General features: G+C 73.6%; 12 protein-coding genes and 1 pseudogene. 9 read left to right on the top strand and 4 right to left on the bottom strand.

Annotation, left to right across the window (positions count from 1 at the left end; all coding sequences use genetic code 11):
- From MXD58_RS09580 to MXD58_RS09550, 7 genes and pseudogenes are all read left to right on the top strand, one after another.
- Positions 1–436: pseudogene (locus MXD58_RS09580) on the top strand (serine/threonine-protein kinase); the annotation flags it as partial.
- Positions 437–748: 312 nt separating this feature from the next.
- The gene (locus MXD58_RS09575; protein WP_250609210.1) at positions 749–2713 is read left to right on the top strand and encodes a protein kinase domain-containing protein; all 1965 of its coding nucleotides are present in this window, start codon (positions 749–751) and stop codon (positions 2711–2713) included.
- A gap of 99 nt (positions 2714–2812) precedes the next feature.
- Positions 2813–3670 carry a class I SAM-dependent methyltransferase gene (locus MXD58_RS09570; protein ID WP_248838833.1) on the top strand — a complete coding sequence of 286 codons (858 nt, stop codon included), beginning with the start codon at positions 2813–2815 and terminating at the stop codon, positions 3668–3670.
- A gap of 200 nt (positions 3671–3870) precedes the next feature.
- The gene (locus MXD58_RS09565) at positions 3871–4353 is read left to right on the top strand and encodes an OmpA family protein (protein ID WP_248838805.1); all 483 of its coding nucleotides are present in this window, start codon (positions 3871–3873) and stop codon (positions 4351–4353) included.
- A gap of 8 nt (positions 4354–4361) precedes the next feature.
- On the top strand, positions 4362–5174 hold the full coding sequence (locus tag MXD58_RS09560; protein ID WP_250609209.1) for a hypothetical protein: 813 nt from the start codon (positions 4362–4364) through the stop codon (positions 5172–5174).
- Positions 5161–5916: a hypothetical protein gene (locus tag MXD58_RS09555; RefSeq protein WP_248838807.1), complete on the top strand. Its 756-nt coding sequence runs from the start codon at positions 5161–5163 to the stop codon at positions 5914–5916. Before MXD58_RS09560 ends, MXD58_RS09555 begins: the two co-directional genes overlap by 14 nt.
- A gap of 37 nt (positions 5917–5953) precedes the next feature.
- Positions 5954–7030 carry a hypothetical protein gene (locus tag MXD58_RS09550; RefSeq protein ID WP_248838808.1) on the top strand — a complete coding sequence of 359 codons (1077 nt, stop codon included), beginning with the start codon at positions 5954–5956 and terminating at the stop codon, positions 7028–7030.
- Here the strand turns inward: MXD58_RS09550 and MXD58_RS09545 are convergent.
- Both MXD58_RS09545 and MXD58_RS09540 read right to left on the bottom strand, forming a co-directional pair.
- Entirely contained in the window at positions 7008–8162 is a 1155-nt protein-coding gene (locus MXD58_RS09545; protein WP_248838809.1) for a 1-acyl-sn-glycerol-3-phosphate acyltransferase, read from the bottom strand. The genes MXD58_RS09550 and MXD58_RS09545 overlap by 23 nt on opposite strands.
- 15 nt (positions 8163–8177) lie before the next feature.
- Entirely contained in the window at positions 8178–9014 is an 837-nt protein-coding gene (locus MXD58_RS09540; RefSeq protein WP_248838834.1) for a patatin-like phospholipase family protein, read from the bottom strand.
- Between the two features lie 486 nt (positions 9015–9500).
- Here MXD58_RS09540 and MXD58_RS09535 point away from each other — a divergent pair, with 486 nt between their 5' ends.
- Both MXD58_RS09535 and MXD58_RS09530 read left to right on the top strand, forming a co-directional pair.
- A complete protein-coding gene (locus MXD58_RS09535; RefSeq protein ID WP_248838810.1) occupies positions 9501–10064 on the top strand; it encodes a hypothetical protein in 564 nt (187 codons plus the stop codon).
- Between the two features lie 64 nt (positions 10065–10128).
- Positions 10129–11178 carry an LLM class flavin-dependent oxidoreductase gene (locus tag MXD58_RS09530; protein ID WP_248838811.1) on the top strand — a complete coding sequence of 350 codons (1050 nt, stop codon included), beginning with the start codon at positions 10129–10131 and terminating at the stop codon, positions 11176–11178.
- Positions 11179–11267: 89 nt separating this feature from the next.
- On the opposite strand, the gene MXD58_RS09525 is transcribed toward MXD58_RS09530, so the two are convergent.
- Positions 11268–12146, bottom strand: coding sequence for an SDR family NAD(P)-dependent oxidoreductase (locus MXD58_RS09525; protein WP_248838812.1), 879 nt, complete (start codon positions 12144–12146; stop codon positions 11268–11270).
- A 179-nt stretch (positions 12147–12325) separates the two neighbouring features.
- A partial coding sequence (locus MXD58_RS09520) for a DUF3553 domain-containing protein (protein ID WP_250609208.1) occupies positions 12326–12520 on the bottom strand: 195 nt, incomplete at its 5' end.

The following is a 12520-nucleotide window of genomic DNA, read 5'->3' as shown; positions in this document are numbered from 1 at the left end:
CGTCGGGTCGGTCCCGGCAGGACCGACCATGGTCGGCCTGGTGCTGGTCGGGCTGCTCGGGGCCGGCGGGGTGTGGGCCGGGGGCACCGGGCACGCCCCGCCGGCGACCGCCGCCGTGGCAGCCGTCTTCGTGGGCACGCTCTGCGCGCAGATGCTGTTCCTCAGCGACCGCACGGCCGGGCTCGCCGTCACCGTCCTGGCCGCCTTCGCCGGGGCCGGCGGCGGCGCGCTGCTCGCCCGGGCGGCAGGCATCGACGGGCCCGACCGGGTGCTGCCCTCCGTCGCCGGCTCCCTGCTCGTCGCCACCGCGTTCGCCTTCGCGATGTGCGGCGACCGTTCGCGTGCTTCCGCCCGCCCGGCGACGACAGCCGACCAGGACGACCCCGCGCTGACCAATGTCGACGCCCCGCAGACCGCGGCCTACCCGATGCCCTGACCCCACCACCCCACCGCCGCCCCACCGCCACCCCGGCGGGGCGGCGGCGCACGTCGAGCCGAGCCACGCGAGGCGGGACAGGCGGGGCGGGCGGGGCGGGCGGGAGGGGCGCGCAGACGAAGGTGCACCATGCGGGTGGGCCGCACGGGCGAACGGTACGAGGTGGACAGTGCGGGGCGGGACGGAGCACGGCGAACGGTCTGCGCAGGAGCGCCACCGATGACGGTCGTGCCGGGTCGCGCCCAGGCAGGTCCAGACAATCCGGTTCGCCGGGAAAGCTGGCCTGCGACAATACCTAGCCGAGGGGGTGTCGTGGCTGCCGGTCCGGTGGGCAACCGCATGGTGGCAGGCCGGTATCGGCTTGTCGGGCGGCTGGGCGCGGGTGCGATGGGCACGGTGTGGCGGGCGTTCGACACCGTGCTCGAGACCGAGGCCGCCCTGAAGGAGATCGAGTTCGCCGGCGGCGTCGCCGGTCCCGAGCGGGCCGACCGGGTCGAGCGGGCGATGCGGGAGGCCCGGCACGCCGCGAAGCTGCGCAGCCACCCGCACGTCGTCACGATCCTCGACGTCGTCCTGGAGAACGACCTGCCGTGGATCGTGATGGAGCTCGTGCCGTCCCGATCCCTGTTCGAACTCGTCCGCGACGACGGACCGATGCCCGTCCCGGAGGTCGCCCGGGCCGGCCTGGCGATCCTCGACGCCCTCGTCGCCGCCCGCGGGCATGGCATCGTGCACCGGGACGTCAAGCCGTCGAACGTGCTGATCGCGACGGACGGCCGGGTCGTCCTCACCGACTTCGGCATCGCCACCGGCGACGGCGATCCCACGCTCACCGTGACCGGCGTGCTGGGAACTCCGCTGTACATGGCGCCGGAGCGGCTCAACAACGAGCCGGCGACCTTCGAGGCGGACCTGTTCAGCCTCGGCGGCACGCTCTACTTCGCCGTCGAGGGGCGTCCGCCGTTCGAGCGGGACAGTTTCGGCGCGATGCTCGCCGCGATCGTGCTGTACCCGCCCGCGCCGACCACGCGGGCCGGGGAACTCGCCGAGGTGCTTGACGGCCTGCTGGAGAAGGACCCGGCCGTGCGGATCACCCCGCGGCGGGCCCGCGAGCTGCTGGAGCGGGTGGCCGCTACCGCCCCGGCGGGCCCGGGTCGCGGCGGCGCGGGCCTGGACGACGACGCCCGCTACAGCGACGGAGACGTCACCCAGTACGCGCCCCGCACCGCTCGCCAGGCGCCGCCCGGGCGCCCGCCGGTCAACTTCCCGGAGCAGCCCGCATCCCTCCCGGACCCGGCCGGGCAGCCTGACCCGGCCGCCGACTCGGCCGGTGAGGCGGACTCGGCCGGTGAGGCGGAGGCCACCCCGGCGGCCCCGGGCGAGGTGACGGCGAGTGAGCAGGACGGCGCGGTGCTCCTGAGCTGGGAGCCGTCGCCGACCGCGGGGGTGTCCTACCGGGTCTGCCGGGTGCTGGCGGACCCGGCCGCCCCGGACGGCCGCCGAGAGCGAAGCCTGGGGATCACCAGCGGCACCGAGCTGTTCGACGCCGGCGTTCCCCGTGGCGTCCCGCACTGGCACGAGGTCGTGGCCGTCCTCGCCGGGCGCTCCGGCCGGCTGCGCTCGGCGCCGGCGCGGACCGCGCCGCGGACCCTGACGCCGCTGGTGACCGCGTTGCGGGCGTCGATGTCGGCGGCCACGGAGGCCGGGGACGCCGTCGAGCTGTCCTGGCGGCCGATGCCGGGTCACGACGAGGTCCTGATCGAGCGACGGTTCGCCGAGGCGTCGGGGCTGTCGGGCGCCAAGCGCCGTTTCCGCGGCGAGGGCGGTCACTTCGTCGACGCCGAGACCGCGCCGGGCGCGGTCTACCGCTACCGGGTATGGGTCGCCGGCGCGGACGGGTCGGACGCGCTGTCCCCACCGGAGGCCGCGGAGGTCGTCGTCCGGGTCGTGGCCCGGCCCCGGCCGGTGCTCGACCTCGAGGCACGATCCACGCTCGGCGGCTCCCTGCTGCGGTGGACGACGGTACCGGGCACGGTTGTGCGCATCTACGCGACGGACAGCCCCGCGCAGTCCGGCCTGGTCGGGACGGGGCCGTTCGGCCCGGCGGACCACGAGGTCGGCGCCGGGTCGCTGGAGGGCCGGGCCCGACTCGTCGGGGAGAGCCGGCGCGGCCGGCTCGTCGACCGCGACGCCACCGGCACCGTCGTCTATACCCCGATCACCATCGCGGAGGACCGCGCGGTGATCGGCGCGGCCGTCAGCCACACCGTGACCTGATCCGCCGACCCGCCACCGTGGGGGCACCGTCACCCGGCGCGGCGGGGGATGCCAGCATGCAACATCGTGGAGAGTCCAGAAGACGCCGGACATGCCGGCATGATCGACGGCCTGGCCGCCGCCGACTCCGCCCAGGCCACGGACGACGCCGCCGCGCCGGCCTTCGGCTATCTCGATGTCGACGCCGACACGGCGCGCCGGGCCAGCCGCGTCTACTGGGATGGCGCGGCCGCCGACTACCAGGCGGAGCACGGGGAGTTCCTCGGCGACAGCGACTTCTGCTGGAGCCCGGAGGGGCTGCGCGAGTCCGACGTGCACCTGCTCGGCGAGGTGGCCGGGCGCACCGTCCTCGAGGTCGGCTGCGGCGGCGCCCAGTGTTCCCGGTGGCTGCGCGGGCAGGGCGCCCGGGTGATCGGGTTCGACCTGTCCAGCGGCCAGCTCGCGCAGGCCCGCGCCTACGCCGCCCGGACCGGCATCGACGTCCCCCTCGTGCAGGCCGACGCCGTGGCCCTGCCGTTCGCCGACGAGAGCGTGGACATCGCCTGCTCGGCGTTCGGCGCGGTGCCGTTCGTCGCCGACAGCGGCGCGCTGATGCGGGAGGTCGCCCGGGTGCTGCGGCCCGGCGGGCGCTGGGTGTTCTCGACCACGCATCCGTTCGTCTGGTGCCTGCCGGATGATCCGGACGAGAACGGGCTGCGGGTCTACCACAGCTACTTCGACCGGCGCGCCTACACCGAGCACGACGAGCAGGGCCAGGCGATCTACACCGAGACCCACCGGACGATCGGCGACCGGGTCCGCGAGATCGTCGCGGCGGGGCTGATCCTGCACGACATCATCGAGCCGGAGTGGCCCGACGGCCTCGAGCAGACGTGGGGCCAGTGGGGTCCGCGTCGCGGCGAGTACGTGCCGTCCACGTCGATCTTCGTGACGGGCCGACCGCCGGCCGCCGCCTGACGATGGACAGGTCACGCAACGGCGCACCAGCCTGCCCCACTATGCACACAACACCCTAGGGTGCGCGGAAGTGCCCATATCACCCCCGTTATGGTTGGCCCCGCATTCGCCGTTGGGGGCACACCGTGGAACACACTCACTCCACACTCGGAGATGCCACGTTCAGGCGCGGCAATTCGGGGGTTCGTGCGTGCGCGGCCGTGGCGCTCGCCGCGGCGCTCTGCCTCGCGGCCGGCTGCTCGACGTCGGCCAGCGCCGCCGCGTTCACGCCGGCGCCGCACGCGACCCGGATGGCCCCGGACGTCTCCGCCGACCCACTGCCGCCGCTGAGCAAGTTCGTCACCCAACCGGACGGCAGCCAGGTGTCGACGGTCAGCGCCGACTACCTGTTCGAGTCGAACAGCAGCACCCTGCTGCCGGCGGCGGTCACCGCCCTCACCCAGATCCTGCCGGCGATCCGGGAGCACCCCGGGCCGATCTCGGTGATCGGGTACAGCGACGGCCTCGGGCGCGCCGAGGACAACCAGAAGCTGTCGCTCCAGCGGGCGAAGGCCGTCGAGGCATGGCTGGCGACGCAGGACATTCCCAGCTCCGTGCTGGACGTCGAGGGCAGGGGCGAGCAGGGCGCCCAGGACGACGTCGCCGACGCGAGCCGACGCCGAGTGGAGATCGTGCTGCGATGAGGTGCCACGTGCTGATCGCCCGGGCCCGGGCCCGGGCCCGCCTCGCCGTGCTGGGGGCGGCGTCGCTGCTGCTCGCGACACCGCTGCTGGCGGCCTGCGACACCGGCGGGCTGCTGGGCGGCAAGGCCAAGGCGTCCGGACCGCTCGACTGCGCCCAGTACCAGGAGGACACGCCCAGCTCGGGCGCGCCGCTGCTGCTGATGCTGTTCGACGTGTCCGACAACTCGGCGACGACGGCCCAGCGGGTGGCCACCCGCGTGCAGCCCTACCTGGACACGGCGCTGGCCGACGGCGCCTACGTCAAGCTGGTCGCCAGCGGCGGCGGGCCCACGACGTACTCGGACTGCTTCCACGGCGACAGGATGTTCCAGATCAAGCGGAACAACAGCCGCCGGGCGGAGAAGGACCGGGAAGCCGCGTCGAAGGCCCTCGGCACCGAGATCAATCACGTCGTGCAGTCCGAGCGGGTCACCTCGACCGGCAGCGTCACCGGCCTGCTCGCCGGGATCAACGACGAGGTCGACGCCGTGCGGTCCACACCCGGCGCGAAGGTCACCGATGTGACCGTGCTCGTCTGGACCGACCTGCTGGGCACCGGCCAGGACTCCGACTGCCTCGACGTCGATGGGAAGAAGGCTTCCCCCGCGATCGCCGAAGCCCTGGTCAAGCGCTGCTTCTCCACCGGGCAGATCACCTCCGTCGGAAACGACAAGGTCCGGTTCCTCGGCGTGAACGAGAGTGCGGCGGACCGGCCGCAGCAGGACCTCGCCCGTTACCTCAAGGGCGAGCTGTGCCGGCGGATCAGCAGTGACTGCGGCTAGCGCCCTGACCGGCGTCGCCGGCCCGACCGGCGTCGCCGGCCCGACCGGCCCCGCCGGCCCGACCGCACCCACCTCGACCACACCCGACATGTCAGCCCAGACCGACTCGGCCTACCCATCACCCGCGCCACACCCCGCGGCGCCCGACAGCCCGGAGCATGCCGTCCGCATCCGTCGCGGCCCGCGCAACACCTATCCAGCCGCTGAGCCGCCGACCGCGGCGGCCCGGCTGGGCCCCAAGCCGAGGAGTCGACCCGTGGGCCTCCTGCACGAACCCGAAGAACAACATTTCAGTCCGGCGCTGATGCGCTCGACCGTCGTCATCATCACCTGCCTCGTCCTGCTGGCGGTTCTGGAGACGTGGGTCTGGCTGACCCTGTCGACCTCGTTCGCCCGGGTCTCCGTGACCGGTTCGATGATCGTCACGGCGGTCAGCTTCTTCATCGCGGGCAACACCTTCCGCCTGCGCGACATCCGGCGCCGCGTCGGCAACCAGGCCCGTGCCGGGCGCATCGCCCCGATCGACGCCCTGTCGCAGCTGCCGCCGCGGGAGACGATTCAGCGCCGGTTCATGCTCGGTGTGGTCGGCGCCATCGTCGGTGTCGGCACCCTGGTGCTGACCATGGTGTTCTCCGGCGACGAGGCGCAGGGCGCCCGCGAGGCGATGGTCGCGTCGGTGCTCGGCATCGTCTGCGCGATGCTCTGCTTCGTCGGCGGCACCTTCGCCCGCCCCATCGACTGACCGACCGCCCGACACCGGAAAGTAGGAGCCTGAAACGGTGCTGCGCAGGGGAAACCAGCCGGGACGTCTGGCCAAGCAGCTCATCCGCCGGGTGGGAGACGCCGACGTCGCGCTCGCGGGGGCGGAGACCCGCCCGAAAGTACTCAAAAGCCTTGAGGACGCGGAGGTCCAGGATGTCCGGGCCTCGGTCCGCGCCGACGGCCGGACACTCGAGGAACTGATCGCCGAACTCCGGCTGCAGATCGACTCCCGGGCGGAACGCCGGGAGCGGCGCACGGAACTGGTGAAGAACAAGGTCGAACAGGGCCGGCTGTGGCGCACCGTCGGCGTGCAGGAACGCATCCCGCAGATGGACCTCGCCGGACCGGCGCGCACCGCGGTCCTGACGGTGCTCGCGGCCCTGGACTTCTACGTCTTCGCCCAGTCGTACGCGGTGCTCGCCGACGTCGGCGGCTACGGCCCCGAATGGTGGCTCGGCGGCCTGCTCGGCGTCGCGGTGTTCATCGCCGGGGTGGCGCTCGCGCACGGGATCAAGGCGTCGATCCTGGCCGGCGCCCAGAAGCAGATGCTCGTCGACGCCGACGACGGGCGGCTGCGGATCGACCCCGACGTCCGGGAACAGCTCGTCGAGTCACGCTCGTCGGCGCTGGCGCTGGGCCTGACAGCAGCGATCTTCCTGCTGCTGTCGATCGCCGGGGTGCTCGTGCGTAGCCAGGGCACGGCCGGTACGACGACCGGCGGGGCGGTGATCCTCTTCCAGGCGCTGATCCCGCTGGTCGCCGTCGCCGTCGAGCTGTACCTGCACGACCCGACGGAGCGCGACGAGCCACTACCGAACTTCTTCGACCGCCGCCTCGAACGGCGCCTGGCCAAGGCCGAGCGCCGGCTGCGCATCGTCGCCGCCCAGGTGGAGGCGAAGGTCTCCAAGATCGAGAAGCTCTACCGGGTCGAGGAGGCCATCCTCGACGTCGAGCAGAAGGACATGGGCCTGCGGCACACCACCGACCTCGTGCTCGGTGGCGGCCACATCCCGACGGTCCCGACGAACGGCCGCGTCGCCGAGGTGGACCGCGACCAGCTCGAGAAGACCATCAAGATGGCCCGTCGCTCCTGAGGGCCGGTCGGATCGTCGGCGGCCCGCTCCCGGGGCCGTCGGCGGCGGGCACGTCGGCCGTCGAGGCGTCCTCGGCCGCCGGCGTGTCGGGGGCGTCGTCCCCGTCGTGGCGCAGGCCGATCCAGGCGTTGACGATGGCCCAGTGCATGGTCAGCCACTGGCGGCGGCCCGCGTCGGAGGCGGGAATCTGCGCCATCGGCACCCGCCACCAGCGCAGCAGCAGCGGGGTGGCCAGCGGCATCGCCCGCCAGACCTCACCGGGGGCGCTGAACTCGTCGAGACCGGCGTGCGCGACGACCATCGTGGCAGTGATCGTGCCGGCGGCGAGCGCGGCGAGCACCCCCGCCGGCCGCGGCGGCAGGACGGCGTCGAAGTCCTCGGCGACCGCGGCCCGGTCCCACTGACCGCGCGCCCGCAGCCGGGCGATCAGCCGGCGCCGCCGCGACGGCGTGAAGTTCGCCCCCTCCGGGAAGATCACCAACGCCTCCGCGTCACCCAGCCCACGGGCCAGCGCACCGATCCGCCGGGTGGCGGTGTCGTCCGAGCCGTCGTTGCGCAGGAAGCAGGCGCCGAGCCGGCCGAGCAGGACGTCGATCGCCGGATCGAGCTGGAGACGATCGATGAGCACCACCCGCGGCACCAGCCCGTAGCGGGTGAGCAACAGGTGGATCAGGACGAACGAGTCCCCCGGCCCGGCATGGCGGCTGAGCACCAGCACCCGTGACGGGCCGGCGTCCGGCCCCACCTCGGCGTCGTCGTCGGCGTCCGCCTTCGCGGGCTCCGGGGGTGGTTCGAGGATCTCCAGCCGGAACCGGAGCCACACCCGGGCAGCGCCCAGCAGGAACGTGAGGACGCGGCGCAGCAGCCAGACATGCGCGGCCTCGTAGCGCCGCCGCCCGAGCAGCGGCCGCACCAGCCAGAGACCGAAGGCGGCGAGCAGCACCACCACCTCGGCGGCCAGGTAGTCCGCGGCGAGCATCGCCGCCCTGGAAACCCGCAGGCGACGGTCCAGCGGAGCGGTGAGCAGGCCGAGCACGGCCATGGCGAGCGCCACCACCGCCAGCACCGCCGCCACCGGCACGAACAGCGGGTCGACCAGCAGCCGTCGCACCGCCTTCGGTGGAACGCCCATGCATCCCCACCCTTCTCAGCCGACGTCGACGCGGTGGACCGGACCGTCGGTCGCGGTGTCCAGGTAGTCAGCCGTGGCCTTGCGGGCCGCCTGGATGCGCCGGAGCAGCCCACCGGTCGAGCGGTAGCGCAGCGGGACCAGCGGCGCGCCCCGATCACCGACCGGCAGGACGTGCACGGCGACACCCGCGGGCAGCCGGGCCATCGCCTCGGTGAACCCGCGGCGCCGGGCGATCTCGAAGGCGACCAGACCAGCCTCCCACGGCCAGCGCGGCGGCCGCAGCGGCCGCTCGATCCGCCCGACGTGCAGCACGTAGACGGTGTGGGCGCCGAGTTCCACGGCCCGTCCGACCGGGTTGCTGTCGACGATGCCGCCGTCGATGAAATGCTCGTCGCCGATGCGCACCGGCGGCAGCAGCGCCGGCACGGCGCAGGACGCCAGCACCGCGTCGACCAGCGGCCCGCTGGCGAACCAGTGCGCCGCCGCCCGCTCGATGCTGGCCGCGACGCACTGGAACCGGATGGCCAGGTCCTCTATCGGGACTGGCGGCAGATGGGTGTTCAGGAGCATCCGCAGTGGCCCGTTGGAATGCAGATGACCGTGGCGGACCACGGTGGCCAGCCGCTGCGCCGGGCCCCCTGCGAACACATCGGTGACGCTCAGCTTCGACCACAGGTCGGTCAACCGGTCGATCGTGGCCGCCGACGGCTCCGCCGCCACCGCGGCCCCGTTGATTGCCCCCACCGACGTCCCGACGACCAGATCCGGCAGGATCCCCGCGTCGAACAGCGCGGCGAGCATCCCGACCTCACTGGCCCCGAGAATCCCCCCGCCGCCCAGCACAAACGCCACCGGCCCCGCCACCTCGGCGCCCCCGGCCCTGCCGGCGTCGCCGGCCTTGCCGTACGCCGCCGGCGTCCTCCCGTCGCCCGCGTCCTCGGCCGCCGTCATCCGCACCTCCGTCGCCCACCACCGGGGCCGGACCAGGCACCGGGCACCGATCAACTCCCTACCCGATCCGGGTCCCACGACCCGTCCGTTCCCGTCGCGTTCGCCCCGCCGACGAGCGCTCCAGCCCGACGATCGGCCCCGCGCGGCTTGCCAGGCACGGTAGGCCCTCCCGCTGCCGTCCGGATCCGGGATCCCGAGATCGACGACCGGCCGTGCACCGAGGGGCTCGTCGAGCTGGACGAGGGCCACCGACCTGCGTCCCGACCAACCAGGAGCCGTTCTCGCCCCCGGGAAAGGCTGGCCATGCTGGCGGCCGTTATGCCAGGTGGACCGGGGGCCCGCGGGGTGTGCGCGGACATCGGGGGGCAGGCGGTGAGAATGTGGCGCATGCTTACCGACGACGACGTGGACGAGATCGTGTTCCGGGCGGCCGGCAGCGGCGACCATCGAGGGGCGGCGGCGACGCTCGAGGAGCTCGCGGCGCGGACCGAGAACCACGGTGAGTCGGTGACCCGGGCCTCGCTGATGGTCGACGCGGGCAGCCAGTTCGGGCTCGCGCAGGACTGGGCCGAGGCGGTCCGCTGCTACCGGGTGGCCGTCGAGGACGGCGGTACCTGCGAGGTGGATCCGCGGGTCTGGCTGCACGACGGGTTGCTGCGCGACGGGAAGTCGGCGCAGGCCGCGGCGCTGCGGGCGGAGCTGAAGGCGTCGCGCTCGACAGACCCGGGTGTGTACGAGGCGGTCGCGGAGAGCCTGGAGGCCGTTGAGCTGCTGCAGGACGCCCACACCTGGTTCACCATGGGCTATCACCGCTGCGAGCAGGCTCCGGTGCCGGATTTCCTGCTCGACCTGCTGCTCGTCGGCCGTCGGCGGGTGCGCCGCGCGCTCGGCCACCCGGCCGACCCGCTGGACGAGGTCGCCGAGGACTACATCGAGACGGTGGGCAGCTGACACGGGCCCGGCCGCAGGGCCGCCGACGGGAAGAGACGCCGCCGGTCTCGCGTTGCGCCCGGTCGTGAGCCCGACTCGTTGCGTCCCGCTGTCCGTGCTCGACCTGGTGCCCGTCGGCAGCGCAGTGACCCCCGCCGAGGCGATCCGCGGGTCGCTGGAGCTGGCCAGGCGCGCCGAGCAGCTCGGATACACCCGGTACTGGCTGGCGGAGCACCACGGCATGCCGGGCATCGCGAGCACGGCGACGGCGCTGCTCATCGGCCAGGTCGCCGCCGCGACCAGCACGATCCGGGTGGGTTCCGGCGGGGTGATGCTGCCCAACCACGCGCCGCTCGCCGTCGCCGAGCAGTTCGGGACGCTCGGCGTCCTGTTCCCGGGCCGCATCGATCTGGGCATTGGGCGGGCCCCGGGCACCGATCCGGCGACCGCGCGGGCGCTGCGGCGCACCGCCGGTTCGCTCGCCGTCGACGACTTCACCGACCGGCTGGCCGAACTCACGACCTTCCTGTCCGGCGGCGCGTTCGAGGCGGAGCATCCGATGCACGGCGTGGCCGCGTTTCCGCAGGCGCCGACGCCGCCGCTGTGGTTGCTCGGGTCCAGCGGCTACAGCGCCCAGGTCGCCGGCATGCTCGGCCTTCCGTTCGCGTTCGCCCACCATTTCAGCGCGGCGAACACCGTCCCGGCGCTGGAGCTGTACCGCCGGGCGTTCCAGCCCTCGCCGGGGCGGGAACGGCCGTACGCGATCGTCGCCGCCGCCGTGATCTGCGCCGAGGACGACGATCAGGCGCAGTGGCTGCAGGCGCCCGTGCGGCTGGCGATGCTGCGGCTGCGGGGGGGCCGGCCGGGCACGTTCCCGTCGCCGCAGGAGGCCGCCGACCATCCGTGGACGCCGCAGGAACGGGCGGCGGCGGAGAACATCACGGCCTCGCACATCGTCGGTTCGCCGCTGACGGTGCGGGCGGGCCTCGACGCGCTGCTCGACGAGACCGGCGCGGACGAACTCATGGTCGTCACCAACACGCAGCGGCCGGCCGACCGCGTCCGATCGCTCGAACTGGTCGCCGAGATCGGCGATCTCGCTCCGGCGGGCCCGGCCAGTGTGGGCGTGACCTGACCGGATCGGCCCACGCCGCATCCGGTCACCGGGGCACCCAGGCACGGCCGGGAGGGTAGGCCGGCCGTGCCAGGTAGGGGTTAGACCGTTCAGGCGGCCCGGCGTAGTCCGAACCGGCCACCGGAACGGCCGCCGAACCGGCCACCGGACGAGGGGGTGTGACCCGGGCCGGTCAGTGAACCGGACCGCAGTGTCCGCTCGGTGATCTTCGCGACGAGGCCGCGCGGCAGGAACCGCGAGGCGTTGGACGTCAGGAAGTTCAGCCGGCCGTCGATGACATACGCCTGGCCGCGGTCGAGAGCCCGGAAGGCCGCCCCGACGACCTCGTCGGTGGTGCGCAGCCGCCCGCCCGCGGACATCCGCGAGCCGAGCACCCGGAAGAAGTCGGTGTCGGTCGGCCCCGGGCACAGGGCCAGTACCCGCACCCCGTGCGGGCGGCACTCGGCCCACAGGGCGATCGACAGGGACAGCACGAACGCCTTCGTGGCGCCGTACACGGCCATGTACGGGACACCCTGGAAGCCCGACGTCGACGACGTGTTGATCAGTGTGCCGCTGCCCCGGGCGACCATCGCGGGCAGGAACAGGTGGGCGACCCGCTCGACCGCCACGGCATTCAGCATGACCTCACGGTGATCCTGGTCCGCGGACAGCTCGTGGTAGGCGCCGCGGGTACCGAACCCGGCGTTGTTGACCACGATGTCGATCTCCAGGCCGATCTCCGCGACCGCCTTGGCAAGCTGGTCGGGGCCGCTTTCCTCGGCCAGGTCGACGGCGACGGTGTACACGTCGACGCCGTGGCGCGCGCGCAGGCCGTCGGCGACCTGGCGCAGCCTCGGCTCGGCCGGCGCGACGAGTACCAGCCGGGCACCCCGCGCCGCGTACGCCTCGGCGAACGCCGCGCCGATGCCCGACGACGCTCCGGTGACCAGCGCGGTGCTCAACTTCAAATCCGCTTCCGCGGCCATGGTCCTCCCTGCTCGGCCGCGCACGTGCCCCCTGTTCGGGTCACCCGCGCGACCCAGAACGGTTTCCGGATAGCGACATCATTGAATATGTCGCTCCGGACCTCATATCGGACCTCGGGGCGGGACACCGATAGGTACGGGCCCGTTGGTGACGGTGACGGCGCGGCGGCCCGACCGGGCTACACCTGGTCGAGCAGATGCCGCTCGCGCACGGCGGCCACGGACAACGTGCGGTACCCGACGTCGTCGAAGAGCACGGTGATCCGGTCGTCCTCGGCGCGCACCACCTGGCCCGAGCCCCAGGACACATGCCGCACGGCGCAGCCCGCCGGGAACGGCGCCTCGCCCTCGCCGGCCTCGGCGCGGCGCTGGTC

Origin of the sequence: Frankia sp. AgKG'84/4, assembly GCF_023242965.2 — a bacterium.
In the GTDB taxonomy this organism is placed as follows: Bacteria; Actinomycetota; Actinomycetes; order Frankiales; family Frankiaceae; genus Frankia.
This window is presented reverse-complemented; position numbering and strand designations above follow the sequence as displayed.

Bases quoted from the DNA above. Each gene is read 5' to 3' on its own strand.
- MXD58_RS09570 (WP_248838833.1), top strand. From the start codon at position 2,813: ATGATCGACGGCCTGGCCGCCGCCGACTCCGCCCAGGCCACGGACGAC.
- MXD58_RS09545 (WP_248838809.1), bottom strand. From the start codon at position 8,162: ATGGGCGTTCCACCGAAGGCGGTGCGACGGCTGCTGGTCGACCCGCTG.
- MXD58_RS09525 (WP_248838812.1), bottom strand. From the start codon at position 12,146: ATGGCCGCGGAAGCGGATTTGAAGTTGAGCACCGCGCTGGTCACCGGA.
- MXD58_RS09535 (WP_248838810.1), top strand. From the start codon at position 9,501: ATGCTTACCGACGACGACGTGGACGAGATCGTGTTCCGGGCGGCCGGC.